The sequence below is a fragment of the Actinacidiphila oryziradicis genome (assembly GCF_005047355.1).
GTDB lineage: Bacteria > Actinomycetota > Actinomycetes > Streptomycetales > Streptomycetaceae > Actinacidiphila > Actinacidiphila oryziradicis.
In genome coordinates this window covers 118,253-142,612 of sequence record NZ_SUMC01000023.1, presented here as the reverse complement: position 1 = coordinate 142,612, position 24,360 = coordinate 118,253, and the positions used below count along the sequence as shown (strand labels likewise).

Here is a 24,360-nt window from a genome sequence, read left to right as displayed (position 1 = left end):
CCGACCGCCGTGCCGGGCCGGGTGGCAGGGGCGATGGTGTTGCGTTCCTCGGTCTGCAGGACCGCGAACCAGCGGCCCCGCTCGAACCGCACCGTCACCGACACAATCCGCATTCCGCCGTCGGCGATCGCGTCCGCGAGGGGCTGTACGTCCTCATGGAGGCGGATCCGGCCGAGGCGGGGCAGGACGACATGCCGCCGGTCATCGAGGCGGATGGTGCCGGTGGTGAACTTGCACGCCAGAGGAGCCTTCCGCTTCGACTTGAAACGGGGCCTGCCCATCCGGGCGCCCTTGCGCTCACCGCGCCGGGACTTGGCGTAGTTGTCGAACGCGGCGGCAGCGTTCGACAGGCCGGTGTTGTAGGCCTCCTTCGAGTTCTGCGCCCACCACTCCCGCAGGAAGGGGTCGGTGTGTTTGGCCTCGTTGAACGCCTTCCGCAACGACGGCAGCGACCACGACCGCCACGGAACGCGCTCTGCCTCGGGGACGCCGTAGGCCTCCTCCGCCGCGCGCTGCGACCAACTCGCCAGCACATGCCGCACTGCCCAGTTGTAGGCGACCCGCGCCGCCCCGCAATGCGAGGCCAGAGCCTGCAGGGCGGACGCGCCTGGGTCCAGGGCGAGCCTGTGGCCCACGACGTGGAAGCCGGGCCGCGCCTCGAACCCCCGCCGCTTCTTCTTCCCGCTCCCGGCGGGCTCCGCCCCGCTCATCCGGTCCTCTCCGCCGCCGGGGCGGTGGCCTCGGCGATAGCGCGTGCGGCCCGCCTCTTCGCCGCCCGCTGCCCATACAGCCGGACACACATCGAGGTGAGGACTTCGGTAATGTCCCGAACCAGGTCACTGGTCGTCTCCTGCGGATCGAGCACCACCAGGCGCCGGCCGGAAGCCGACAGTGCCGATTCCAGATGCTCGACGCCGAAGCGGGCCAGCCGGTCGCGATGCTCCACGATGATGACGGCAATGGCCGGGTCCGACAGGACACGGTGCAGCTTCCGCCGTTTCCCGTTCAGTCCCGACCCGACCTCGGTCACAACCTCGGCAACGGCGAGCCCCAGCCCGCCTGCTCCCTGGACGACGCGGGAGACCTGCCGGTCGAGATCCGCCTTCTGGTCGCCGGACGAGACACGGCAGTACGCCACCGTCCGCCCAACGACCTCGGGAGTGGACTCCTCGACCAGCCACATACCGGACGGCGTCTGCACGACAGGGACCGGCATACGGCCCTCTTTCGCCCAGGTCCACGCGGTCTGGTAATGCACGCCATTGCGCGCCGCCCACTCGGAAAGCTTCACGCAATCAGGATAAAGGCTGATGAAGGCAGATAACTACTGATGAAAAATGCGACTGTTGTTCACCCCTCACCGGTCCCCGTCGAACACGGTGCGAGCGTCGGCGGCGCCGGCGCAACTGTTGCAGGGGGGTGGGAGGCAATGCGCGAGCCGTACCGCGCGCGTAGTACCGCTCGATATAGAACTGGCCGACGCCGAGCACGGTGGTGACGGCGATATACCAGAGGGTGGCGACCAGCAGCAGCGGGATGACCTGATAGGTGCGGTTGTAGACCAACTGGACCGAGAACAGCAGGTCAGCGCATCGCCTGCGGAACGACGATCCTGCGCAGCGTTCGCCATCTGCTGAGGCCGAGGGCCTGGGCGGCCTCGGCCTGGCCGGTGTCCACGGAGAGGATGCCGCCGCGCACCGTCTCGGCGGCGTAGGCGGCCTCGTGCAGGGTCAGGCCGATGACGGCGGTGAGGGTGGGGCCGAGCAGGTTCACCGTCTTGACGGTGACGAACTGCGGGCCGAAGGGAACACCGAATCCGAGCGTCGGGTACAAGGCGCCGATGTTGAACCAGAACAGCAGCTGCACCAGCAGTGGCGTGGACCGGAAGATCCACACGTAGCCCCGGCTCAGTGTGCGCAGCACCGGGTTGGCGGACAGCCGCATCACCGCCAGCAGGGTGCCGAGCAGGAAGCCGAGCGCCATCACCGCGCCGGTCAGCCACAGGGTCAGCAGCAGCCCGTCGAGCACGGCGCTGGTGGTGAAGTAACTGGCCACCGCGTCCCACTGGAAGGCGCGGTTGCGGACGACGGAACTGACCACCATCGCGAAGACCAGCAGTGCGGCGGCGGTGACCCAGCGGCCGACGTGCCGGCGCGGCACGATCTGCGGCGGTCGTCAAAGCCGGGACCGCCGGTTCCTGCGGCGGCCGGGCCGGATACGGCGTCGGGAAGGGTGACATCGGAAGGCGTGACCATCGGGAGGCTCTCCGGGGAGGGGCGGGTCGCGGGTGTCGGTCATCACCCGGCGGCACGCGTACGGCGTGCACGGTGCGGCCGGGGCCTGGGTGCCGTCACGCTCGCCCGCATCCCTCAACGCGGCAGGCCTGGCCACCGCGAGCAGCGGAGGCCGGTCCGCCATCGATCGTATGGGCCCAGACCACTGACCTGTCAAGAACGCATGGAGCCCGTCAGCCCGGGTCCGGAATACGGGCCATGGTTGACGCGGCACACGATGTGCTGCTCAATTGGCTACGTGAATGCCCAGCAGCGTTTGGTCACCCGCGACCACATCGACTTCGGTCGGGTGTGGTCCGCGGCGTGTTGCACCTGACTCGGCAGCGGGCTGTCTGACCGGCCCTTCCCTCCTTCGGAATCCCCCGACGCGGGCCGGCTTCCTCCTATGCATCGCCGCGGGGCGCGGGCGCTGATCCGCGTACCTGTGGCACTGCGAGCCCGGACGCCCGCTGCCGCCGCCCCTCCCTCTTCCCAGCCCCGGTGTCATCACGTCTGCTTCCACCCGCACTCGACCCACCCGTGTACCTCGCCTGATCCTCCGTCATGCGCGGCTGTACCGGGGCCGGACGGCCCCTGTCCGCGCGCCTGCTGTCCACCGCACTTGCGAAAGGTCACGTCCATGCCTGTGGAATTCCTCGGCATCGCCGCCACCAACGACGGGTCCGAGACGACCCCGCGCTCCGGCGCCGCCTTCGACAAGGAGTACACGCTCCGGCTCGCCCGGGCGCACGAGGACCACGGCTGGGACCGGGTGCTGTTCGCTTACGGATCCGGGTCGCCCGATCCCGCGCCGGCCGCCGCGTACATCGCGAGCAGGCTGGACACCCTGCAGATCCTGCTCGCCCACCGGCCCAACGTCTCGTACCCCACCTACGCCGCCAAGACCTTCGCCACCCTCGACCAGATCAGCGAGGGGCGGCTGGCCGTGCACTTCATCACCGGCGGCAACGACCATGAGCAGGGCCGCGAAGGCGACACCCTCACCAAGGACCAGCGCTACGCACCCGCGAATACATCCGGATCGTCAAGAAGATCTGGACCACCCATGAGCCCTTCGACCACGAGGGCGAGCACTACCGCTTCCACGACTTCGTCAGCGACGTCTTCCCCGTCCAGCAGCCGAGGCCCCGGGTCTCCTTCGGCGGCTCCTCGCCCGCCGCGTACGAGGCCGGGGGCGCCGAGGCCGACATCTACTGCCTGTGGGGCGAGCCGCTGGAGAAGACCGCCGAGCAGATCGAGTCGGTCAAGGCCGCCGCGAAGGCCGCCGGCCGCACGGACGTGCCGCGCATCCAGGTCGCCTTCCGGCCGATCATCGCCCCGACCGAGGAACTCGCCTGGGAGAAGGCCCACCGCACCGTTGGCGCCATCCGCGCCCGCCGCGAGCAGGGACTCGTACGCCACCACCGCAGCGGCGCCCCGGAGAACACCGGCTCGCAGCGGCTGATCGCGATAGCCGAGGCGGGGGAGCGCTACGACCGCGCCCTGTGGACCCCGACCGCCGCCGCCACCGGTGGCGCGGGCAACTCCAACGCCCTGGTAGGCACCCCCGAGACGGTCGCCCAGGCACTGCTGGACTACTACGACCTGGGCGTCGACATCCTCTCCGCCCGCGGCTACGACCTGCTCGGCGACGCGATCGACTTCGGCCGGTTCGTCATCCCGATCGTCCGCGAGGAGGTCGCCAAGCGCGACGCCGAGCGGGTGGGGCGCGATCCGCAGACCCTCGCGGTGGTACGCGGATGACAGCCGTCACTCCACCACCGCCGTCCGAGCTGACGGTCGTCCATGTCCCCGTCTCCGACGCGCGAGTAGAGCCGCTGCTGCGTGAGCTCGGCGACGAGTACTCCGTCCGGTACGGCAAGGACGCCCATGCCGAGCTCGCCTGCTACCCCGACGAGGAGTTCACCGCACCACTCGGCGGGCTGCTGCTCCTGCTGCTGGAGCACGGCGAGCCGGTCGCCGGGGGCGCCTTCCGCCGGTACGACGAAACCACAGCCGAGCTGAAGAGGATCTGGACGCACTCCGCCCACCGTCGGCGCGGCCTCGCCCGCCGGGTCGTCTCCGAACTGGAGCGCGAGGCGGGCGCCCGCGGCTACCGGCGGATCTACCTGACCACCGGCCCGCGCCAGCCCGAGGCACGGGGTCTCTACCTGGCCACCGGCTACACGCCGTTGTTCGACACGGCGGCCGACCCCGAAACCATCGGCCCGCTTCCCTTCGAAAAGCGCCTGCCCGCGCAGCCCCCCTCCGGTACGCACACCCGAAAGGCCGCGACTGCGTGAACCTCCCCGGCACCAGACTCCGCCTCGCCGCCGTCGCGCTCGTGCCCCTGCTGGCCCTGACCGCATGCGGCTCCGGCAGCCCCGCCGGGACCACGGCGGCAGGCGCCGCGCCGTCTCCGGCGCCGACCGACGATCCGGTGGCCGCGGTGCACACGGTGGGCTCCATCGCCGCCCTGCTGCCGGCGGAGGTACGCAAGACGGGCACCCTGCGGGTCGGCGAGGCCGTCGGCTCCCCGCCGTCGGCGTACTACCCGGGCGGCTCCGACAAGAAGCCCGTCGGCCAGGACATCGACATCACAGAGCGGTGGGCTCACGCGGCCTTCGGTCATTGTGGGGAGGGTGATGATCGGTGCGGGCGTCGGCGACGGCCATCTGGGCCGGACCCCCTCAGCCACGACGCCGGTCAGGCGTGCTGGCCCCGGAGATCATGGTGACAACAAGCTTGCCTCTCCGACAACTGTCGTGCTCCGGCTCATGGGAGTCATGGCCGGCGCAAGCGCCACCCCACCCGATCACCGGTGGTGCGGGTCACTACAGCGGCGGGCGCCGCGGTGTCACTTGCCCCGCCCGGGCTGGCGTGGGGCGTACAGGGCTTCGCGGAGGGCGCCGGTGGTCTCTGCGACGGCCTCCTTGGCTGCCTGGGTGCCGGCCAGAGCGTCGAGCATCATGAAGTCGTGGGTGATGGACCCGTAGTGCGAGAGGGTGACCGGAACTCCGGCGGCTTGCAGTTTCGCGGCGTAGGCGTTGGCCGCGTCGAGCAGGGCGTCCGAGTCGGTGATCATCAGTGCTTCGGGGAGGCCACGGAGTTGATCGACACTGGCGTTCAGCGGTGAGGCGAGTGGCTGGGCGCGGACTGCGGGGTCGGGGGCGTAGGCGTCCCAGAACCATTTCATGGCCGGGCGGGTGAGCCAACAGCCCTCTGCGAGCCGATTGTAGGAGGCGGTGTCGAAGCGGGCGTCGGTGACCGGGTAGAGCAGGACCTGCCGGGCGAAGTGCGGTCCGCCGCGTTGCTTGGCCATCAGGGTGACGGCGGCGGTCATGTCGCCGCCGACGGAGTCACCGGCGATGGCAAGCCGGGTGGGGTCGATATCGATCGTGCGGCCGTGGCGGGCGACCCACTGGGCGACTGTGTAGGCCTGCTGGATCGGGACCGGGAATCGGGCTTCGGGGGAGGGCGTGTAGTTGACGAACACCACGGCGGCCCGCGCCCCGTTGGCGATCTGGCGGACCAGGCGGTCGTGGGTCATCGCATTGCCGAGGACCCAGCCGCCGCCGTGGATGTAGACGATGCCGGGCAGCGGGCCCTTGACGCCGGCCGGCCGGACGACACGGATGGACACCGGCCCGGTGGGGCCGCCCGGGACTGTCCGCTGGGTGATGTCGGCGGGGAGCGTGGCCACGGGCCCCGACTGCAGCTTGTCGAGCACCTGGCGAGCGGCCTTGTAGGACAGGGTGTACAGCGGTGGGCCGTCGGCGGCAGCCAACTGGTTGAGGAAGTCCTGGTCCTGCTTCTCCAGCTTCACCGGCGGCTTGCCGCACGGGGCGTACTTCGGTGCGGCCCTGTCGGCCACCGCGGCAGCAGGGTCCTCCCCGGGGTTCACTGTGCGGCCCGTCCGGTCGGCGCAGGCGCTCAGGACGCTGGCTGCGACGAGCGCCGCAGCTATGCCGTAGCGGGCCCTGCGCCGTATGGAGACATCGGGAACGGAGGTCATGGTGGTGGTTCTCATTCCTGATCGAAGGCCCCCGGACCATCCTGTGGAGGAATCTGACCCCAGACCACCAGGGGTAACCCTAACGAGTGACTTCATCGCCACTTTGCGTGGATCGGGTGGCGGCCGGACATCGGCGGCCACAGACTGTCGATGCCAGAAAGCAGGCACGGGCACGCCTGCAGCCGACGGTGCCGTCCGCGCCTGCGAATCGCCGCACCTGGCCCTGGCGCCCCGACCGGCCACCGCGTTCACCCGACTCGCCGTCCTCCCGCACCTTGAACGGCTGCGCCGCACGGCGCGGGGTGCAGTGGTCTGTACGTGTGGGGCTCTGACACCCCATTCGGTCACCTGGCGAAACCGGTACACCGGGCTCGGAATCGTATTCTCGAGCGGCACGGCAACAGCCTGACCGCCGCTGTGCACACCATGGGGTCGGTTCAGCAGACCTTGCGGCGGTTTTGCGGCGGCTCCGGCAGGCGGAGCCGGGGTTCGCCGGTCGTGGGACCGCCGATGACGACGTGTCGTAGCGCAGTGCCCGGCATGGTCAGGACGCCTGGCCTTGTCCGGGCTGACGTGCGGCGATGGCTCTTGCGGTGTGGAGGAACCGTGCCAGGTCCGGGTGTCGTGCGTGAGGGCTCCAGGCGAATACCAGGTCGGTCGGTGGCAGGTCCGCGACCGGAACGGCGGTGACGGAGCGCCCGAGCCGGTCGGCGGCGCTCTCGCCGACCACGACCACCAGGCGGCCGAGAGCGACCCGGTCCATGACCACGTCCAGGGGCTCCGTGGGGCACTGTGGCAGGTAGTCCGGGTGCGCGCGCAGTTCGGCCAGGGTGACGGCGCCGCGTTCGGCGACGGGGTGGCCGGTGGGCAGCAGCGCCATCGGCCGTTCGGAGGCGAGCTGTGCGATCTCCAGGTCGTCGCCCTTGTCGCTGTCGCATATGACGGCCACGTCGGCGGTGCCCTCGCGGAGCGCGCCGGGCTGGGCGGCGGTGAAGACGATCTCCGTGGGCGAGGCTGCGGCCAGGGCGCCGTAGATGCGCAGGATGTCCGCCAGGAGGCCCGAACCGGTACCCGGGCGCGTTGCCACGGTGATCGGTGGGCGCCCCGTTGCGCGCTGTGCCTGCCGCACCGCGTGGTCCATCGCGGCCAGCGCCCGCCGGGCCCCGCCAGGAATACCGCACCGGCCGCGGTTAGGGATACCCGACGAGAGGAACGCGGCGTGCCCCACGCCGTGCCTCGCACGAGGGTCGGGAAGGCAAGCGCGACGGCGCCGCCCAGGGGGCGCTGTTCATATCGGACGCACCGGTGCAGATCCACAGCAAGACCGGCCCCGGCACCTACGACCCGGTGGGAGACCAGCTGATCGGCGGTGACGCGGTCCGGTTCGCCGTGGAGAACTACATGGCCCCGCACCCGGAGCGCGGCTCCAGCCACCACGTCACCGCCGACCACATCATCGACGTCGACGGCATCCGGGCACACATGAACGCCCAGTTCATCGTGTTCAAGGTGGGCGGCAGCGCCCGCCCGGCCGGCGGCTGGCCCGAAGGTGTCTTCGGGGTACAGGGCACCGTCGAGCCCATCGAGTCGGGCTGTTACGACACCGACCTCCGCAAGATCAACGGCAAGTGGAAAATCGCCCGGCACGACGTCCTGCTGGACATGCCGATCTCCCTGCCCGGTTCCTGGGAAAGGCGACCGCCCGCAAAGCACCGGCCATGGAACCCCAGGGGAAAGGGCGAAAAACGAAAGCGATCGTGTACCGCGGGCCTTGGAACCTGACCCCAAGGTCGGCAACTCCGAGTGCGCACGGCTTCGGTGGCGGAATTCACCTACCACCGGCGTGCCGGACGCTTCACAGGTCCAGGACGATGCCGTCGGTGGGCTTGGAGCAGCAGATGAGGATGTTGCCGTCGGCCGGTGGTTCGACCGGCTCCGGGGAGTAGTCGACGGCGCCCGACATGAGGGCGAGCTCGCAGGTGTGGCAGACGCCGGTGCGGCACGACCACTGAACGGGAACGTCGCACGCCTCGGCGAGTTCGAGCAGGGACTCCTGAGTGTCGTTCCAGGGGACGGTGAGTCCGCTCCGGGCGAAGGAGACGGAGGGGCCCGCGCCGGCCGGTCCTGCGGGCTGATGGGGCGCGGTCGCGGTCGCGGAGCCTTTCACACCGGGGGTGAGCGAGGGGCCGGCGCCGAAGACCTCGGTGTGTACCCGGGACGCGGCGAGCCCTGAGCCGACCAGGGCGGCGGTGACGCTGTCCATGAAGGCCACCGGCCCGCACAGGTAGGCGTCGGCGTCGGTCGGTAGGCCGAGACCGGGGATGCGGTCGGCCGACAGTCGGCTGGCTTCCGTGTAGTCGGTGCCCTGGCGGTCTGCTGCCGCCGGCCTGCTGTAGTAGATGACCGACCGGGCGTGGGGGAGGGCGTCGAGCAGGACGCGGCTCTCCTGGGCGAAGGGGTGCTCGCCGCCGTCGCGGGCTCCGTGCAGCCACCACACCTGGCGTGTGGAGCGGTCCCGCGCGAGGGCGTGCAGCATGGCCAGTACGGGTGTCACGCCCACTCCCGCAGACATCAGCACCACCGGGTTGTCGCCCCCGGCGAGGAAGAACGTGCCCCGGGGCGCGGCCGCCTCGAGGCTGTCACCGACCCGGAGGTGGGCACGCAGCCGGTTGCTGGCCGCCCCGTGCGGCTCGACTTTCACGCTGATCCGGTACGTGCCCGTCCCGGGCTCGCCGGACAGCGAGTAGCTGCGGATCAGCGGCGGCTCGTCCCCCTCGGGGCGGACCTTCACCGTGAGGAACTGGCCCGGCAGTGCGGCCGGCAGCGGCGAGCCGTCGGCCGCGGCCAGGGACAGCGAGAACACGCTCCGGCTCTCGGGCTGGATGCCGGTGACGGCCAGGGGGCGGAAGCCCGGCCAGCCGGGAGGCGGGGCGCCTGCGGCCGCAGTGAGCCCGGCGCTGCCCGAGGAGCCGCCGGAGACGTCGCTGTCGGCACGGTCCAGGAGCGTACGCATGGAGCCCTGCCAGCCCGGGCTGAGCGCCGGGATGCGAAGAGCCCGTTCCACCTGCTGTCGGGTGTGTCCGGGCAGGTAGAGCACGCCGTCGATCTCCTCGACCGTCATCTGCCCGGGACCGGTGGAGACCTTGACGATCTCCTGTCCGGCCTCAACCTCGCCCTCCTCGATCACCCGAAGATAGAAGCCCGGGCGCCGGTGGGATACCAGCAGCGCCGCCATCTGCGGTTCCCCCATGCGCAGGCCTACCCGGTAGCACGTCACCCGCGGCTGTGTGACCTCGAAGACCGCGCCGCCGATGCGGTAGCGGTCTCCGACGCAGACCTCGTCGTCCGGCAGCCCGTCGACGGTGAAGTTCTCACCGAACTGGCCGGGCGCGAGGTCGTCGCGCCCCAGCTCCTTGGCCCAGAACCGGTAGGAGTCGGTCTGGTACACCAGCACCGCCCGCTGCTCGCCGCCGTGACCGCCGAGATCTCCCTGACCGTCTCCATCGATGTTCAGCCGCCGTACCATCCGGGGCCCGGTGACCGTTTGCTTGTAGACGCCGGTGTGCACCGTCTTGCCGTGCCAGGGGACGTCCTTGGGCATCCCGACGTTCACTGCCATCAACGTAGCCACCACGCCACCTCTCTTGCGACGACTGTCGCCGTCTCAGTCGCTTGCGGTCACGATCCCGGCGACCAGGTCGCTGTCCTCCCGGGGCGCAGGCGGACCAAGTGCCCCGCTTCGATGCTGAAGTGGAAAGCGACGAGCGTGCTGTAGTGGCGGCCGTTCGCTTTCACGATGCGGCTGAACCGGCCCGAGGTCACCTCGCTGCCCGCAGCAAACACCGGCCACAGGGTCTTCACGTACTCAGCAAAACCCACTTACTCAAAAAACCTACTTCAGTAATTCGGCGGGTGGGCCGATTACCGGCGGAGGCTCGGGAAGACCTCTCCTCACCGGCCTGGTGTCTCGCGACAGATGGCGCCCCATGCCACCCGGCCAACGCTAGACCCCACTCCCGGGAGAGGGCAACGCCGCAGCAGAACAGCTCGGCGAGGCGGGTGGTGATCCGGGCGGTGAGCTTGTCGATCTAACGCTGAGGTAGTCCACGGTGTCCGGGGCGAGACGGCGACGCAGGCCAGGCCCATTTCGGCGTCGCCGATGGACCCCGGCCCGGGCAGAGTGACGCGCTGGCCAGTACGAGGTAACCCATCAGTCGTGGATGCGGGGCTCGGCGGTACGCCCAGCGGGGACCGTCACAGGCATGGTTGCCCTGGCGGAAGAACGGGCTCTTCTAATATCGAGCGTAGTTGATGTACTACTGATGGCGAGAGCCGCACCGCGTAGTCGCAACCAGGGGCGAGACCGGCCGGGACACCAGTAGACCCTTCCAGCAGCCCGGCAGTACGTCATGTGCACGCCCGTTAGAGATGCGTCCTCCCCAACAACCCCGCCGGCCGGTGCCAACCCGACGAAGGAATGCGCAATGAAGCCCGAACCACTGCACGTGCCGCTGCCTGACGGCGATCTCCACGCCCTCCGCTGGGGCACCGGCGAGCAATCCATCCTCGCCCTGCACGGCACCACCGGCTCGGCCGTCTCCTGGCAGACCGTCGCGCGAAGCCTTCCCGAAGACTGGTCCCTGACCGCCCTAGACATACGCGGCCGCGGCGCCAGCAACGGCCTGCCAGGACCGTATGGCCTGAGTCAGCACGTCGGAGACGTCCTCGCCGCCGTCCACCACCTCGGCGGCTCCCGTCCGGTACTCACCGGCCACTCGCTCGGCGGGTACATCGCCCTGCTCGCCGCCGCCGAACAACCCGCTTTGTTCGAGCGGCTGGTCCTGGTCGACGGCGGACTGCCGCTGCCCGTCCCCGAGTACACCGACCCGGACGCCGCGACCGAGGCGATCCTGGGGCCGGCCCTCACCCGGCTGCGCCGGACCTTCCGGACTCCCGAGGACTACCTGGACTTTTGGCGCGCCCACCCGGCGTTCGCCGACAACTGGAGCGAGGGTCTGGAGGACTACATCCGCTACGACCTCGTCGGCGAACGCGGCGCCTTGCGCTCCCGCGTCATCGAGGAGGCCGTCCGTGTGGACGGCCGGGACCTGCTCCTTGCCGACGACAGGTTCGGCAAGGCGCTGCTCGGCCTCGACCTGCCCACCCTCCTACTGCACGCCCCCCAAGGCATGTTCGGCGCCCCGCCCGGCCTACTCCCCGCCGAAGTGGTCGCAGCCTGGCAGCAGCGCGCCCCGCGCTTGCGCGCCGAACTGGTTCCCGGCACCAATCACTACACACTGCTGTTCGACCCTGAGGCCGCGGTCGTGGTCGCCTCCCGGCTCACTGAGCCGGCGGGCAGCCAACTGCGCTAGGGAGCGTTCCTGATTCGGGATCAAGAGTCGGGTGATTGGGGGGCTTGTGTCACCTGAATCGATTCATCGCGGGGTCTCGCGTATAGGCCCGTACTGTCGGGCGCGGCGCGAGAATCATATGGGGTCGTCCGCTACGTCCGGGCGATAGACTGTGGCTGCACCTCACATGGGATCCCCGCAATATCCTCCTTAGCGTTTCCGGTCATGGAGAGTACCCACAAGCCCGGCAACGGACCGTCTGCCGGTTCAAGGCCCGATCGCGACAGTTTCCTGCTCGGGCGCACGGCGCTGGTCACCGGCGCGGCCAGCGGGATCGGGCGCGCCTGCGCCACGGCCCTTGCTGCCGCCGGTGCCCGGGTGTACGTGGTGGACCGGGCGGCAGAGGCAGCGAAAGCGGTGGCCGAGCAGATCGGCGGCGTCGCACATGTGGTCGATCTGTCCGTCCCGGACGCCGTGGACGCCCTGCCGGACGACGCGGACATCGTGGTCAACAACGCCGGCCTGCAACATGTCGCTCCGGTCCACGAGTTCCCGCCGGACCGCTTCGCGCTGATTCAGCGCGTGATGGTCGAAGCCCCGTTCCGGATCCTGCGCCGCACCCTGCCCCACATGTACGAGAGCGGTTGGGGGCGGGTCATCAACATCTCCTCGGTGCACGGACTGCGGGCCAGTCCCTTCAAGTCCGCGTACGTCACCGCCAAGCATGCCCTGGAGGGGCTGAGCAAGGTGGTCGCCCTGGAAGCCGCCCCGTACGGCGTGACCAGCAACTGCATCAATCCGGGCTATGTCCGCACCCCGCTGGTGGAGGACCAGATCGCAGACCAGGCGCTCGCCCATGGCATTCCGGCCGCGGAGGTGGTGGAGCGGGTGATGCTGGAGCGCACCGCGATCAAGCGGCTGATCGAGCCGGAGGAGGTTGCCGAGGCCGCGCTGTGGCTGTGCGGTCCGTACTCCGGCTTCGTCACCGGCGCCTCACTGCCCCTGGACGGCGGCTGGACTGCGCAGTGACGACTTCCACGACGTCCGGCGCCTCGCGCGGATACGGCCCAGGCCCACCGCGAACGAGGCCGGGCCGGGCGCGGCAACCGCACTCACCGCGCTCCCGACCGGCGTACTCTCCAGGCGCCGCCCGATCCGCTCCGGCTGGGCAGCACCAGGCCATACCCCCCCAACCGTCCCGTGTGTCACGATGGCGAGAAGTATGTCCGAACCATTGATCGCCACCGCGCTGCGCCGCCTCCTCGAACTGCTCGCCGATGGCGCTCCCGCCGATGACCTCGAAGGTCCCCTGGCGGCTGCCCGCGCCGCCGACGCGAGGCCGGACCAACTCATCGGGATCGAGGACGCGACCTGGCTTGCCCTGCGCGTCCACCGCACCCTGGGCCAGCACCGCCGCAGGGAGGCCGAGCTCGCCGCGCTGTTCGACACCGCCGGTGACCTCGCCGCGCTGCGCGACCTCGACGCCGTGCTGCGGTCCATCGTCCGAAGAGCCCGGATGCTGCTGGGCACCGACACCGCGTATCTCACCCTCCCGGATGAGGAGGCCGGGGACACCTATATGCGCGTCACGGACGGCTCGGTCTCCCCGCTGTTCCAGATTCTGCGGCTGGAGCTCGGCAGGGGTCTCGGCGGCCTGGTGGCGCAGACCGCCCGCCCCTACGCCACCCCGGACTACCGCACCGACGAGCGCTTCCGGCACACCCACACCATCGATGCCGGGGTACAGGAAGAGGGGCTGGTCGCCATCCTCGGCGTGCCGCTGCTGCTGGGTTCCCGCGATGGCGGGAAGGTAATCGGCGTACTGTTCGCCGCCGACCGCGCCCCCCGCAACTTCTCTCCGGACGAAGTGGCCCTGCTGAACTCGCTCGCCGCGCACGCCGCCATCGCCATCGATACCGCCAAGGCCCTGGCCGACACACATGCCGCCCTGGCAGAACTGGCCGACGCCAACACCGTCATCCGCGAGCACTCCGCAGCGATGCAGCGCGCAGAGGAGGCCCACGACCGGCTGACCGACATCGTCCTGCGCGGCGGTGAGGTACCCACTGTCGCCGCCGCCGTCGCGGAACTCCTCGGCGGTGGCATTACCGTCCACGACCACGAAGGCACGCGGCTCGCCCGGACCGGCACCGACCAGGACATCGCCGCCGCGGAACTGACTGCCGCGGTGGCCGACTCGCGCGCCGTCGGCCGAGCCGTGCCCCGTGGCGGCCGCTGGATCTGCGCAGTACTGGCCGGACCGGAACTGCTGGGCAGCCTCGTGCTGCACGCCCGGCCCCGGCTGGAGGACCCCGACCGCCGGGTCTTCGAACGCGCGGGCGTGGTCACCGCGCTGCTCCTGCTGCTGCGCCGTTCGGTCGCCGAAGCCGAGAACCGCATCCGCGGGGAACTCCTCACCGATCTGCTCACCGCCCCCGACCGCGACCCGGACGGGCTGGTCGGACGGGGCCGCCGGCTCGGTACCGATCTGGACCGTGCGCACCTGGTGCTCGTTGCCGAAACCGCCGTCCCGGCACGGGCCAAGCTCGCCGCGACCGCCCGGCAGTATCTCTTCGGCCGGGAAGGTATCAGCACCGAGCACGCCGAGATCGTCGTCATGCTGCTGCCATACGACGGGACGACGCCCGGCGAGGCCGCCCGGGCCGCCGCGGCGCAGCTCACCCACCTCATGGCCGCGCCGGTCACGGTGGCCGCCGCCGGCCCCGCCGCCGGGCCGCTGGCCCTCGCCGCCGGTCACGCCGAGGCCGTCCGCTGTCTTCGCGCCCTCCATGTACTGGGCCGCACCGGCGATGGCGCCGACGCCGCCGACCTCGGCTTCCTCGGCGTACTGCTCGGTAACGCACACGACGTCGACGGCTTCATCACCACCGCGCTCGGTCCCCTCCTGGATTACGACGCCCGCCGCGGCACCGAACTCGTCCACACCCTGGACGTCTACTTCGCCTGCGGCGGCAGCCTTACCCGGGCCAAAGACCAGCTGCACCTGCACGTCAACACCGTCGTACAGCGGCTGGAGCGGGTGGAAGCCCTGCTGGGAAAGGGCTGGGACGACCCGGACCGGGCCCTGGAACTCCAACTCGCCCTGCGCCTGAGGCTGTTCGCGGGCCGCCACTGATCTGCCTCCGTTACCCCGCGCGTCCGCGCGGGGTAACGGAGGCAGGAGTCAGGGCCGCACCGGGCTTCTTTCGCGCTATCCCGCCTGTCCGAGCGACCTCTTGCTCGTCCGCGCCTCGCGCAGGCGCCCGGGCAGCCGTACCACCCCGCCCGGCAGTACGTAGACCATGACGACGAAGATCGTGCCGAGCAGGAAGAGCGGCTGCGAGAGAGGTACCCGCAACACCGCCGGGAGCCCGGCCACGGTTCCGGAGCCGGCCAGGTCGCCCAGCCGGTGGTCGGCCCAGGTGTAGAGGACGCCGCCGATCAGCGGTCCCCAGCGGCTGCCGGAGCCGCCCAGAACCACCATCACCAGGAGCGACAGGGTGAAGTCCGAGGTGGTTGTCTGCGGGGTGGCGCCGCCGGTGAGCAGCAGGTAGACGATGCCGCCGAGCGCCGCCAGGGTCCCGGCCAGGACGAAGGCGAGCAGCTTGAAGCCGTACGGCCGCAGACCCAGTACCTCGACCCGGCGCTCGTTTTCCTTGATGCCCTCCCAGACCCGTCCGGTGGGCGAGCGGACCGCCCAGTGCACGGCCACGAGGGTGACCACCAGGTAGGCCAGGGCGATCCAGTAAAGGTTGGCGGTGTGCTGGATGCCGACCAGGGAGGCGGGCAGCTGCTGCGCCGGCGCGGCGCGGCCCTCCTCGCCGCCGGTGATGCCACCTGGATCCCGTTGGACGAGGATGGACCCGGCTTGGGCGAAGGCCAGCGTGACCATGGAGAAGCCGATACCGGTGACCCGGAGGCTGACCGAGCCCAGCAGCGCGGCCAGCACGGCCCCGACGAGTAGCCCGAGTAGGGCGGACGCGACGAACGGCAGGCCCGCCTCGAGCATGATCGTGTTGGTGGCGTAGGTGCCGGCGGCGAAGTACAGAGCATGGCCGAAGGAGAGCAGCCCGAGGCGGCCCACCAGGAGGTCGTATCCGGTGGCGAGGGCGCCGAAGACCAGGCAGAGCGCCAGCAGTTGCAGGGTCCCCGGGCTGCCGACCGGCCCGTCGAAGAGGCCCGGCACCTGCAGCGCGCTGTACGGGGCGATGAACAGGACGAGCAGGAGCACGCCGGGCCACCAGTGACCGGCACGGCGCAGCCAGCCGGGCGAGGACGGCGGCCTCGCCTGGTCGGGGGCCTCCTGCCGGGTCGGCTCAGCAGTGGACGTGGTGGTGCTCATGCGAGCCTCCCGGTGAGTCCGCGCGGCCGGATGAGCAGCAGTGCGGCGAGCATGACGACGACCGCGAGGTCGCCGAGGCCGGCGGCGGTGTAGTAGTTGGCGAACTGCTGGACGAGGCCGACGCCGACGGCGGCCACTGCGGCTCCCGTGATCGAGCCCATGCCGCCCATCACGACGACGACGAACGCGAAGATGAGCAGCGAGGTGCCCTGCCCGGGGTCGACCGAGCCGAAGTACAGGCCGCCGAGCGCGCCGGCGAGGGCGGCAGCGGCACCGCCGATGGCGAAGACCAGGGTGAACGCCTTGCGTACGTCGATGCCGAGGGCGGTGACCATGGCCCGGTCCTCGACGCCGGCGCGGACAACGAGGCCGTGGCGGGTCCGGCCGAGGAAGAGCCTGAGGGCCACCAGCACCACCAGCGCGGCGGCGACGAGCACCAGTCGGTTGACCGGTATCGCCGCGCCGAGCAGCGGAAAGGTACCGGAGAGCGCTGCGGGGCCGGGGAAGGTGCGGGCGTCGGAGCCCCAGATCGCCGAGAGCAGTGCCGGCGTGGCCAGGCCCACGCCTACGGTGGCGAGGATCTGTTCGCGAGGCCGGGTGTAGAGGGGGCGGATGACGGCCAGTTCGAGGAGGACCGCGGCCAGGGTGCCGACCGCCGTGCCGAAGGCCACCGCCAGGACGAAGCCGAATCCGCTCCGGCCGGCTCCGGGCAGGTTCCCGCCGGCGGCCCACCAGGCGCCGTACGCGCCGATGGAGAGCAGGGCGCCATGGGCGAAGTTCAGCACGTCCATCAGACCGAAGATCAGCGATAGGCCGGAGGCCACCAGGAAGTACAGAGCGCCCAGTCCCAGTCCGGTGCAAGTGAGCACCGCGCCGCCCCGCAATGCGAGGCCAGAGCCTGCAGGGCGGACGCGCCTGGGTCCAGGGCGAGCCTGTGGCCCACGACGTGGAAGCCGGGCCGCGCCTCGAACCCCCGCCGCTTCTTCTTCCCGCTCCCGGCGGGCTCCGCCCCGCTCATCCGGTCCTCTCCGCCGCCGGGGCGGTGGCCTCGGCGATAGCGCGTGCGGCCCGCCTCTTCGCCGCCCGCTGCCCATACAGCCGGACACACATCGAGGTGAGGACTTCGGTAATGTCCCGAACCAGGTCACTGGTCGTCTCCTGCGGATCGAGCACCACCAGGCGCCGGCCGGAAGCCGACAGTGCCGATTCCAGATGCTCGACGCCGAAGCGGGCCAGCCGGTCGCGATGCTCCACGATGATGACGGCAATGGCCGGGTCCGACAGGACACGGTGCAGCTTCCGCCGTTTCCCGTTCAGTCCCGACCCGACCTCGGTCACAACCTCGGCAACGGCGAGCCCCAGCCCGCCTGCTCCCTGGACGACGCGGGAGACCTGCCGGTCGAGATCCGCCTTCTGGTCGCCGGACGAGACACGGCAGTACGCCACCGTCCGCCCAACGACCTCGGGAGTGGACTCCTCGACCAGCCACATACCGGACGGCGTCTGCACGACAGGGACCGGCATACGGCCCTCTTTCGCCCAGGTCCACGCGGTCTGGTAATGCACGCCATTGCGCGCCGCCCACTCGGAAAGCTTCACGCAATCAGGATAAAGGCTGATGAAGGCAGATAACTACTGATGAAAAATGCGACTGTTGTTCACCCCTCACCGGTCCCCGTCGAACACGGTGCGAGCGTCGGCGGCGCCGGCGCAACTGTTGCAGGGGGGTGGGAGGCAATGCGCGAGCCGTACCGCGCGCGTAGTACCGCTCGATATAGAACTGGCCGACGCCGAGCACGGTGGTGACGGCGATATACCAGAGGGTGGCGACCAGCAGCAGCGGGATGACCTGATAGGTGCGGTTGTAGACCAACTGGACCGAGAACAGCAGGTCAGCGCATCGCCTGCGGAACGACGATCCTGCGCAGCGTTCGCCATCTGCTGAGGCCGAGGGCCTGGGCGGCCTCGGCCTGGCCGGTGTCCACGGAGAGGATGCCGCCGCGCACCGTCTCGGCGGCGTAGGCGGCCTCGTGCAGGGTCAGGCCGATGACGGCGGTGAGGGTGGGGCCGAGCAGGTTCACCGTCTTGACGGTGACGAACTGCGGGCCGAAGGGAACACCGAATCCGAGCGTCGGGTACAAGGCGCCGATGTTGAACCAGAACAGCAGCTGCACCAGCAGTGGCGTGGACCGGAAGATCCACACGTAGCCCCGGCTCAGTGTGCGCAGCACCGGGTTGGCGGACAGCCGCATCACCGCCAGCAGGGTGCCGAGCAGGAAGCCGAGCGCCATCACCGCGCCGGTCAGCCACAGGGTCAGCAGCAGCCCGTCGAGCACGGCGCTGGTGGTGAAGTAACTGGCCACCGCGTCCCACTGGAAGGCGCGGTTGCGGACGACGGAACTGACCACCATCGCGAAGACCAGCAGTGCGGCGGCGGTGACCCAGCGGCCGACGTGCCGGCGCGGCACGATCTGCGGCGGTCGTCAAAGCCGGGACCGCCGGTTCCTGCGGCGGCCGGGCCGGATACGGCGTCGGGAAGGGTGACATCGGAAGGCGTGACCATCGGGAGGCTCTCCGGGGAGGGGCGGGTCGCGGGTGTCGGTCATCACCCGGCGGCACGCGTACGGCGTGCACGGTGCGGCCGGGGCCTGGGTGCCGTCACGCTCGCCCGCATCCCTCAACGCGGCAGGCCTGGCCACCGCGAGCAGCGGAGGCCGGTCCGCCATCGATCGTATGGGCCCAGACCACTGACCTGTCAAGAACGCATGGAGCCCGTCAGCCCGGGTCCGGAATACGGGCCATGGTTGACGCGGCACACGATGTGCTGCTCAATTGGCTACGTGAATGCCCAGCAGCGTTTGGTCACCCGCGACCACATCGACTTCGGTCGGGTGTGGTCCGCGGCGTGTTGCACCTGACTCGGCAGCGGGCTGTCTGACCGGCCCTTCCCTCCTTCGGAATCCCCCGACGCGGGCCGGCTTCCTCCTATGCATCGCCGCGGGGCGCGGGCGCTGATCCGCGTACCTGTGGCACTGCGAGCCCGGACGCCCGCTGCCGCCGCCCCTCCCTCTTCCCAGCCCCGGTGTCATCACGTCTGCTTCCACCCGCACTCGACCCACCCGTGTACCTCGCCTGATCCTCCGTCATGCGCGGCTGTACCGGGGCCGGACGGCCCCTGTCCGCGCGCCTGCTGTCCACCGCACTTGCGAAAGGTCACGTCCATGCCTGTGGAATTCCTCGGCATCGCCGCCACCAACGACGGGTCCGAGACGACCCCGCGCTCCGGCGCCGCCTTCGACAAGGAGTACACGCTCCGGCTCGCCCGGGCGCACGAGGACCACGGCTGGGACCGGGTGCTGTTCGCTTACGGATCCGGGTCGCCCGATCCCGCGCCGGCCGCCGCGTACATCGCGAGCAGGCTGGACACCCTGCAGATCCTGCTCGCCCACCGGCCCAACGTCTCGTACCCCACCTACGCCGCCAAGACCTTCGCCACCCTCGACCAGATCAGCGAGGGGCGGCTGGCCGTGCACTTCATCACCGGCGGCAACGACCATGAGCAGGGCCGCGAAGGCGACACCCTCACCAAGGACCAGCGCTACGCACCCGCGAATACATCCGGATCGTCAAGAAGATCTGGACCACCCATGAGCCCTTCGACCACGAGGGCGAGCACTACCGCTTCCACGACTTCGTCAGCGACGTCTTCCCCGTCCAGCAGCCGAGGCCCCGGGTCTCCTTCGGCGGCTCCTCGCCCGCCGCGTACGAGGCCGGGGGCGCCGAGGCCGACATCTACTGCCTGTGGGGCGAGCCGCTGGAGAAGACCGCCGAGCAGATCGAGTCGGTCAAGGCCGCCGCGAAGGCCGCCGGCCGCACGGACGTGCCGCGCATCCAGGTCGCCTTCCGGCCGATCATCGCCCCGACCGAGGAACTCGCCTGGGAGAAGGCCCACCGCACCGTTGGCGCCATCCGCGCCCGCCGCGAGCAGGGACTCGTACGCCACCACCGCAGCGGCGCCCCGGAGAACACCGGCTCGCAGCGGCTGATCGCGATAGCCGAGGCGGGGGAGCGCTACGACCGCGCCCTGTGGACCCCGACCGCCGCCGCCACCGGTGGCGCGGGCAACTCCAACGCCCTGGTAGGCACCCCCGAGACGGTCGCCCAGGCACTGCTGGACTACTACGACCTGGGCGTCGACATCCTCTCCGCCCGCGGCTACGACCTGCTCGGCGACGCGATCGACTTCGGCCGGTTCGTCATCCCGATCGTCCGCGAGGAGGTCGCCAAGCGCGACGCCGAGCGGGTGGGGCGCGATCCGCAGACCCTCGCGGTGGTACGCGGATGACAGCCGTCACTCCACCACCGCCGTCCGAGCTGACGGTCGTCCATGTCCCCGTCTCCGACGCGCGAGTAGAGCCGCTGCTGCGTGAGCTCGGCGACGAGTACTCCGTCCGGTACGGCAAGGACGCCCATGCCGAGCTCGCCTGCTACCCCGACGAGGAGTTCACCGCACCACTCGGCGGGCTGCTGCTCCTGCTGCTGGAGCACGGCGAGCCGGTCGCCGGGGGCGCCTTCCGCCGGTACGACGAAACCACAGCCGAGCTGAAGAGGATCTGGACGCACTCCGCCCACCGTCGGCGCGGCCTCGCCCGCCGGGTCGTCTCCGAACTGGAGCGCGAGGCGGGCGCCCGCGGCTACCGGCGGATCTACCTGACCACCGGCCCGCGCCAGCCCGAGGCACGGGGTCTCTACCTGGCCACCGGCTACACGCCGTTGTTCGACACGGCGGCCGACCCCGAAACCATCGGCCCGCTTCCCTTCGAAAAGCGCCTGCCCGCGCAGCCCCCCTCCGGTACGCACACCCGAAAGGCCGCGACTGCGTGAACCTCCCCGGCACCAGACTCCGCCTCGCCGCCGTCGCGCTCGTGCCCCTGCTGGCCCTGACCGCATGCGGCTCCGGCAGCCCCGCCGGGACCACGGCGGCAGGCGCCGCGCCGTCTCCGGCGCCGACCGACGATCCGGTGGCCGCGGTGCACACGGTGGGCTCCATCGCCGCCCTGCTGCCGGCGGAGGTACGCAAGACGGGCACCCTGCGGGTCGGCGAGGCCGTCGGCTCCCCGCCGTCGGCGTACTACCCGGGCGGCTCCGACAAGAAGCCCGTCGGCCAGGACATCGACATCACAGAGCGGTGGGCTCACGCGGCCTTCGGTCATTGTGGGGAGGGTGATGATCGGTGCGGGCGTCGGCGACGGCCATCTGGGCCGGACCCCCTCAGCCACGACGCCGGTCAGGCGTGCTGGCCCCGGAGATCATGGTGACAACAAGCTTGCCTCTCCGACAACTGTCGTGCTCCGGCTCATGGGAGTCATGGCCGGCGCAAGCGCCACCCCACCCGATCACCGGTGGTGCGGGTCACTACAGCGGCGGGCGCCGCGGTGTCACTTGCCCCGCCCGGGCTGGCGTGGGGCGTACAGGGCTTCGCGGAGGGCGCCGGTGGTCTCTGCGACGGCCTCCTTGGCTGCCTGGGTGCCGGCCAGAGCGTCGAGCATCATGAAGTCGTGGGTGATGGACCCGTAGTGCGAGAGGGTGACCGGAACTCCGGCGGCTTGCAGTTTCGCGGCGTAGGCGTTGGCCGCGTCGAGCAGGGCGTCCGAGTCGGTGATCATCAGTGCTTCGGGGAGGCCACGGAGTTGATCGACACTGGCGTTCAGCGGTGAGGCGAGTGGCTGGGCGCGGACTGCGGGGTCGGGGGCGTAGGCGTCCCAGAACCATTTCATGGCCGGGCGGGTGAGCCAACAGCCCTCTGCGAGCCGATTGTAGGAGGCGGTGTCGAAGCGGGCGTCGGTGACCGGGTAGAGCAGGACCTGCCGGGCGAAGTGCGGTCCGCCGCGTTGCTTGGCCATCAGGGTGACGGCGGCGGTCATGTCGCCGCCGACGGAGTCACCGGCGATGGCAAGCCGGGTGGGGTCGATATCGATCGTGCGGCCGTGGCGGGCGACCCACTGGGCGACTGTGTAGGCCTGCTGGATCGGGACCGGGAATCGGGCTTCGGGGGAGGGCGTGTAGTTGACGAACACCACGGCGGCCCGCGCCCCGTTGGCGATCTGGCGGACCAGGCGGTCGTGGGTCATCGCATTGCCGAGGACCCAGCCGCCGCCGTGGATGTAGACGATGCCGGGCAGCGGGCCCTTGACGCCGGCCGGCCGGACGACACGGATGGACACCGGCCCGGTGGGGCCGCCCGGGACTGTCCGCTGGGTGATGTCGGCGGGGAGCGTGGCCACGGGCCCCGACTGCAGCTTGTCGAGCACCTGGCGAGCGGCCTTGTAGGACAGGGTGTACAGCGGTGGGCCGTCGGCGGCAGCCAACTGGTTGAGGAAGTCCTGGTCCTGCTTCTCCAGCTTCACCGGCGGCTTGCCGCACGGGGCGTACTTCGGTGCGGCCCTGTCGGCCACCGCGGCAGCAGGGTCCTCCCCGGGGTTCACTGTGCGGCCCGTCCGGTCGGCGCAGGCGCTCAGGACGCTGGCTGCGACGAGCGCCGCAGCTATGCCGTAGCGGGCCCTGCGCCGTATGGAGACATCGGGAACGGAGGTCATGGTGGTGGTTCTCATTCCTGATCGAAGGCCCCCGGACCATCCTGTGGAGGAATCTGACCCCAGACCACCAGGGGTAACCCTAACGAGTGACTTCATCGCCACTTTGCGTGGATCGGGTGGCGGCCGGACATCGGCGGCCACAGACTGTCGATGCCAGAAAGCAGGCACGGGCACGCCTGCAGCCGACGGTGCCGTCCGCGCCTGCGAATCGCCGCACCTGGCCCTGGCGCCCCGACCGGCCACCGCGTTCACCCGACTCGCCGTCCTCCCGCACCTTGAACGGCTGCGCCGCACGGCGCGGGGTGCAGTGGTCTGTACGTGTGGGGCTCTGACACCCCATTCGGTCACCTGGCGAAACCGGTACACCGGGCTCGGAATCGTATTCTCGAGCGGCACGGCAACAGCCTGACCGCCGCTGTGCACACCATGGGGTCGGTTCAGCAGACCTTGCGGCGGTTTTGCGGCGGCTCCGGCAGGCGGAGCCGGGGTTCGCCGGTCGTGGGACCGCCGATGACGACGTGTCGTAGCGCAGTGCCCGGCATGGTCAGGACGCCTGGCCTTGTCCGGGCTGACGTGCGGCGATGGCTCTTGCGGTGTGGAGGAACCGTGCCAGGTCCGGGTGTCGTGCGTGAGGGCTCCAGGCGAATACCAGGTCGGTCGGTGGCAGGTCCGCGACCGGAACGGCGGTGACGGAGCGCCCGAGCCGGTCGGCGGCGCTCTCGCCGACCACGACCACCAGGCGGCCGAGAGCGACCCGGTCCATGACCACGTCCAGGGGCTCCGTGGGGCACTGTGGCAGGTAGTCCGGGTGCGCGCGCAGTTCGGCCAGGGTGACGGCGCCGCGTTCGGCGACGGGGTGGCCGGTGGGCAGCAGCGCCATCGGCCGTTCGGAGGCGAGCTGTGCGATCTCCAGGTCGTCGCCCTTGTCGCTGTCGCATATGACGGCCACGTCGGCGGTGCCCTCGCGGAGCGCGCCGGGCTGGGCGGCGGTGAAGACGATCTCCGTGGGCGAGGCTGCGGCCAGGGCGCCGTAGATGCGCAGGATGTCCGCCAGGAGGCCCGAACCGGTACCCGGGCGCGTTGCCACGGTGATCGGTGGGCGCCCCGTTGCGCGCTGTGCCTGCCGCACCGCGTGGTCCATCGCGGCCAGCGCCCGCCGGGCCCCGCCAGGAATACCGCACCGGCCGCGGTTAGGGATACCCGACGAGAGGAACGCGGCGTGCCCCACGCCGTGCCTCGCACGAGGGTCGGGAAGGCAAGCGCGACGGCGCCGCCCAGGGGGCGCTGTTCATATCGGACGCACCGGTGCAGATCCACAGCAAGACCGGCCCCGGCACCTACGACCCGGTGGGAGACCAGCTGATCGGCGGTGACGCGGTCCGGTTCGCCGTGGAGAACTACATGGCCCCGCACCCGGAGCGCGGCTCCAGCCACCACGTCACCGCCGACCACATCATCGACGTCGACGGCATCCGGGCACACATGAACGCCCAGTTCATCGTGTTCAAGGTGGGCGGCAGCGCCCGCCCGGCCGGCGGCTGGCCCGAAGGTGTCTTCGGGGTACAGGGCACCGTCGAGCCCATCGAGTCGGGCTGTTACGACACCGACCTCCGCAAGATCAACGGCAAGTGGAAAATCGCCCGGCACGACGTCCTGCTGGACATGCCGATCTCCCTGCCCGGTTCCTGGGAAAGGCGACCGCCCGCAAAGCACCGGCCATGGAACCCCAGGGGAAAGGGCGAAAAACGAAAGCGATCGTGTACCGCGGGCCTTGGAACCTGAC

19 protein-coding genes and 5 pseudogenes are annotated in these 24,360 nt (G+C 70.6%); 11 read left to right on the top strand and 13 right to left on the bottom strand.

Annotated features, from left to right (window positions below; all coding sequences use genetic code 11):
* The 3 genes and pseudogenes from FCI23_RS23720 to FCI23_RS23710 all read right to left on the bottom strand — a co-directional run.
* Window positions 1–710: pseudogene (locus FCI23_RS23720) on the bottom strand (IS607 family element RNA-guided endonuclease TnpB); the annotation flags it as partial.
* Window positions 707–1,291, bottom strand: a complete 585-nt coding sequence (locus FCI23_RS23715) for an IS607 family transposase (protein ID WP_136725938.1) — start codon at window positions 1,289–1,291, stop codon at window positions 707–709. The pseudogene FCI23_RS23720 and the gene FCI23_RS23715, both read right to left, overlap by 4 nt.
* Before the next feature lie 4 nt (window positions 1,292–1,295).
* Window positions 1,296–2,255: pseudogene (locus tag FCI23_RS23710) on the bottom strand (amino acid ABC transporter permease).
* Between the two features lie 658 nt (window positions 2,256–2,913).
* Here FCI23_RS23710 and FCI23_RS23705 point away from each other — a divergent pair.
* From FCI23_RS23705 to FCI23_RS23695, 3 genes and pseudogenes are all read left to right on the top strand, one after another.
* A pseudogene (locus tag FCI23_RS23705) lies at window positions 2,914–4,037 on the top strand (LLM class flavin-dependent oxidoreductase).
* Complete coding sequence (locus tag FCI23_RS23700; RefSeq protein WP_136725937.1) at window positions 4,034–4,576, top strand: GNAT family N-acetyltransferase; 543 nt, start codon at window positions 4,034–4,036, stop codon at window positions 4,574–4,576. Before FCI23_RS23705 ends, FCI23_RS23700 begins: the two are co-directional and overlap by 4 nt.
* Window positions 4,573–5,010, top strand: coding sequence for a hypothetical protein (locus tag FCI23_RS23695; protein ID WP_211265449.1), 438 nt, complete (start codon window positions 4,573–4,575; stop codon window positions 5,008–5,010). Before FCI23_RS23700 ends, FCI23_RS23695 begins: the two co-directional genes overlap by 4 nt.
* Window positions 5,011–5,130: 120 nt before the next feature.
* Here FCI23_RS23695 and FCI23_RS23690 read toward each other — a convergent pair whose 3' ends face one another.
* Window positions 5,131–6,288, bottom strand: coding sequence for an alpha/beta hydrolase (locus tag FCI23_RS23690; protein WP_136725936.1), 1,158 nt, complete (start codon window positions 6,286–6,288; stop codon window positions 5,131–5,133).
* A gap of 544 nt (window positions 6,289–6,832) precedes the next feature.
* Window positions 6,833–7,429: a LysR substrate-binding domain-containing protein gene (locus tag FCI23_RS23685; RefSeq protein WP_136725935.1), complete on the bottom strand. Its 597-nt coding sequence runs from the start codon at window positions 7,427–7,429 to the stop codon at window positions 6,833–6,835.
* A gap of 143 nt (window positions 7,430–7,572) precedes the next feature.
* Here FCI23_RS23685 and FCI23_RS23680 point away from each other — a divergent pair, with 143 nt between their 5' ends.
* A complete protein-coding gene (locus FCI23_RS23680) occupies window positions 7,573–8,070 on the top strand; it encodes a nuclear transport factor 2 family protein (protein ID WP_136725934.1) in 498 nt (165 codons plus the stop codon).
* Window positions 8,071–8,143: 73 nt separating this feature from the next.
* Here FCI23_RS23680 and FCI23_RS23675 read toward each other — a convergent pair whose 3' ends face one another.
* Both FCI23_RS23675 and FCI23_RS23670 read right to left on the bottom strand, forming a co-directional pair.
* The gene (locus FCI23_RS23675) at window positions 8,144–9,919 is read right to left on the bottom strand and encodes an MOSC and FAD-binding oxidoreductase domain-containing protein (RefSeq protein WP_136725933.1); all 1,776 of its coding nucleotides are present in this window, start codon (window positions 9,917–9,919) and stop codon (window positions 8,144–8,146) included.
* Between the two features lie 47 nt (window positions 9,920–9,966).
* Window positions 9,967–10,149, bottom strand: a complete 183-nt coding sequence (locus FCI23_RS23670; RefSeq protein WP_136725932.1) for a hypothetical protein — start codon at window positions 10,147–10,149, stop codon at window positions 9,967–9,969.
* A gap of 623 nt (window positions 10,150–10,772) precedes the next feature.
* Here FCI23_RS23670 and FCI23_RS23665 point away from each other — a divergent pair.
* From FCI23_RS23665 to FCI23_RS23655, 3 genes are all read left to right on the top strand, one after another.
* Window positions 10,773–11,660, top strand: coding sequence for an alpha/beta hydrolase (locus tag FCI23_RS23665; protein WP_136725931.1), 888 nt, complete (start codon window positions 10,773–10,775; stop codon window positions 11,658–11,660).
* A 204-nt stretch (window positions 11,661–11,864) separates the two neighbouring features.
* Window positions 11,865–12,668, top strand: a complete 804-nt coding sequence (locus FCI23_RS23660) for a 3-hydroxybutyrate dehydrogenase (RefSeq protein WP_136725930.1) — start codon at window positions 11,865–11,867, stop codon at window positions 12,666–12,668.
* A 193-nt stretch (window positions 12,669–12,861) separates the two neighbouring features.
* A complete protein-coding gene (locus FCI23_RS23655) occupies window positions 12,862–14,775 on the top strand; it encodes a helix-turn-helix domain-containing protein (protein WP_136725929.1) in 1,914 nt (637 codons plus the stop codon).
* 75 nt (window positions 14,776–14,850) lie between these two features.
* Here FCI23_RS23655 and FCI23_RS23650 read toward each other — a convergent pair whose 3' ends face one another.
* The 4 genes and pseudogenes from FCI23_RS23650 to FCI23_RS23635 form a co-directional block, all read right to left on the bottom strand.
* On the bottom strand, window positions 14,851–15,981 hold the full coding sequence (locus tag FCI23_RS23650) for a branched-chain amino acid ABC transporter permease (protein WP_136725928.1): 1,131 nt from the start codon (window positions 15,979–15,981) through the stop codon (window positions 14,851–14,853).
* Complete coding sequence (locus tag FCI23_RS23645; RefSeq protein ID WP_211265450.1) at window positions 15,978–16,850, bottom strand: branched-chain amino acid ABC transporter permease; 873 nt, start codon at window positions 16,848–16,850, stop codon at window positions 15,978–15,980. Before FCI23_RS23645 ends, FCI23_RS23650 begins: the two co-directional genes overlap by 4 nt.
* A gap of 145 nt (window positions 16,851–16,995) precedes the next feature.
* The gene (locus tag FCI23_RS23640) at window positions 16,996–17,580 is read right to left on the bottom strand and encodes an IS607 family transposase (RefSeq protein WP_136725938.1); all 585 of its coding nucleotides are present in this window, start codon (window positions 17,578–17,580) and stop codon (window positions 16,996–16,998) included.
* Between the two features lie 4 nt (window positions 17,581–17,584).
* Window positions 17,585–18,544 (bottom strand): annotated as a pseudogene (locus tag FCI23_RS23635) (amino acid ABC transporter permease).
* Window positions 18,545–19,202: 658 nt separating this feature from the next.
* Here FCI23_RS23635 and FCI23_RS23630 point away from each other — a divergent pair.
* The 3 genes and pseudogenes from FCI23_RS23630 to FCI23_RS23620 all read left to right on the top strand — a co-directional run bounded on the left by FCI23_RS23630 (window position 19,203) and on the right by FCI23_RS23620 (window position 21,299).
* Window positions 19,203–20,326 (top strand): annotated as a pseudogene (locus FCI23_RS23630) (LLM class flavin-dependent oxidoreductase).
* Window positions 20,323–20,865 (top strand): GNAT family N-acetyltransferase, encoded by a 543-nt coding sequence (locus FCI23_RS23625; RefSeq protein ID WP_136725937.1) that lies wholly within the window; start codon window positions 20,323–20,325, stop codon window positions 20,863–20,865. Before FCI23_RS23630 ends, FCI23_RS23625 begins: the two are co-directional and overlap by 4 nt.
* Window positions 20,862–21,299, top strand: coding sequence for a hypothetical protein (locus FCI23_RS23620; protein ID WP_211265449.1), 438 nt, complete (start codon window positions 20,862–20,864; stop codon window positions 21,297–21,299). The genes FCI23_RS23625 and FCI23_RS23620 overlap by 4 nt, the downstream gene beginning before the upstream one ends.
* Before the next feature lie 120 nt (window positions 21,300–21,419).
* On the opposite strand, the gene FCI23_RS23615 is transcribed toward FCI23_RS23620, so the two are convergent.
* Together FCI23_RS23615 and FCI23_RS23610 are read right to left on the bottom strand one after the other, a co-directional pair.
* The gene (locus FCI23_RS23615; RefSeq protein ID WP_136725936.1) at window positions 21,420–22,577 is read right to left on the bottom strand and encodes an alpha/beta hydrolase; all 1,158 of its coding nucleotides are present in this window, start codon (window positions 22,575–22,577) and stop codon (window positions 21,420–21,422) included.
* Window positions 22,578–23,121: 544 nt separating this feature from the next.
* Window positions 23,122–23,718: a LysR substrate-binding domain-containing protein gene (locus FCI23_RS23610; protein WP_136725935.1), complete on the bottom strand. Its 597-nt coding sequence runs from the start codon at window positions 23,716–23,718 to the stop codon at window positions 23,122–23,124.
* Window positions 23,719–23,861: 143 nt separating this feature from the next.
* On the opposite strand from FCI23_RS23610, the gene FCI23_RS23605 reads away from it, so the two are divergent.
* On the top strand, window positions 23,862–24,359 hold the full coding sequence (locus FCI23_RS23605) for a nuclear transport factor 2 family protein (RefSeq protein ID WP_136725934.1): 498 nt from the start codon (window positions 23,862–23,864) through the stop codon (window positions 24,357–24,359).
* Window position 24,360 lies beyond the last annotated feature (1 nt).

Excerpts from the sequence above, each read along its gene's own strand:
- FCI23_RS23700 (WP_136725937.1), top strand. The coding sequence starts at position 4,034 with ATGACAGCCGTCACTCCACCACCGCCGTCCGAGCTGACGGTCGTCCAT.
- FCI23_RS23690 (WP_136725936.1), bottom strand. The coding sequence starts at position 6,288 with ATGACCTCCGTTCCCGATGTCTCCATACGGCGCAGGGCCCGCTACGGC.
- FCI23_RS23685 (WP_136725935.1), bottom strand. The coding sequence starts at position 7,429 with ATGGACCACGCGGTGCGGCAGGCACAGCGCGCAACGGGGCGCCCACCG.
- FCI23_RS23665 (WP_136725931.1), top strand. The coding sequence starts at position 10,773 with ATGAAGCCCGAACCACTGCACGTGCCGCTGCCTGACGGCGATCTCCAC.
- FCI23_RS23660 (WP_136725930.1), top strand. The coding sequence starts at position 11,865 with ATGGAGAGTACCCACAAGCCCGGCAACGGACCGTCTGCCGGTTCAAGG.
- FCI23_RS23655 (WP_136725929.1), top strand. The coding sequence starts at position 12,862 with ATGTCCGAACCATTGATCGCCACCGCGCTGCGCCGCCTCCTCGAACTG.
- FCI23_RS23650 (WP_136725928.1), bottom strand. The coding sequence starts at position 15,981 with ATGAGCACCACCACGTCCACTGCTGAGCCGACCCGGCAGGAGGCCCCC.
- FCI23_RS23625 (WP_136725937.1), top strand. The coding sequence starts at position 20,323 with ATGACAGCCGTCACTCCACCACCGCCGTCCGAGCTGACGGTCGTCCAT.
- FCI23_RS23615 (WP_136725936.1), bottom strand. The coding sequence starts at position 22,577 with ATGACCTCCGTTCCCGATGTCTCCATACGGCGCAGGGCCCGCTACGGC.
- FCI23_RS23610 (WP_136725935.1), bottom strand. The coding sequence starts at position 23,718 with ATGGACCACGCGGTGCGGCAGGCACAGCGCGCAACGGGGCGCCCACCG.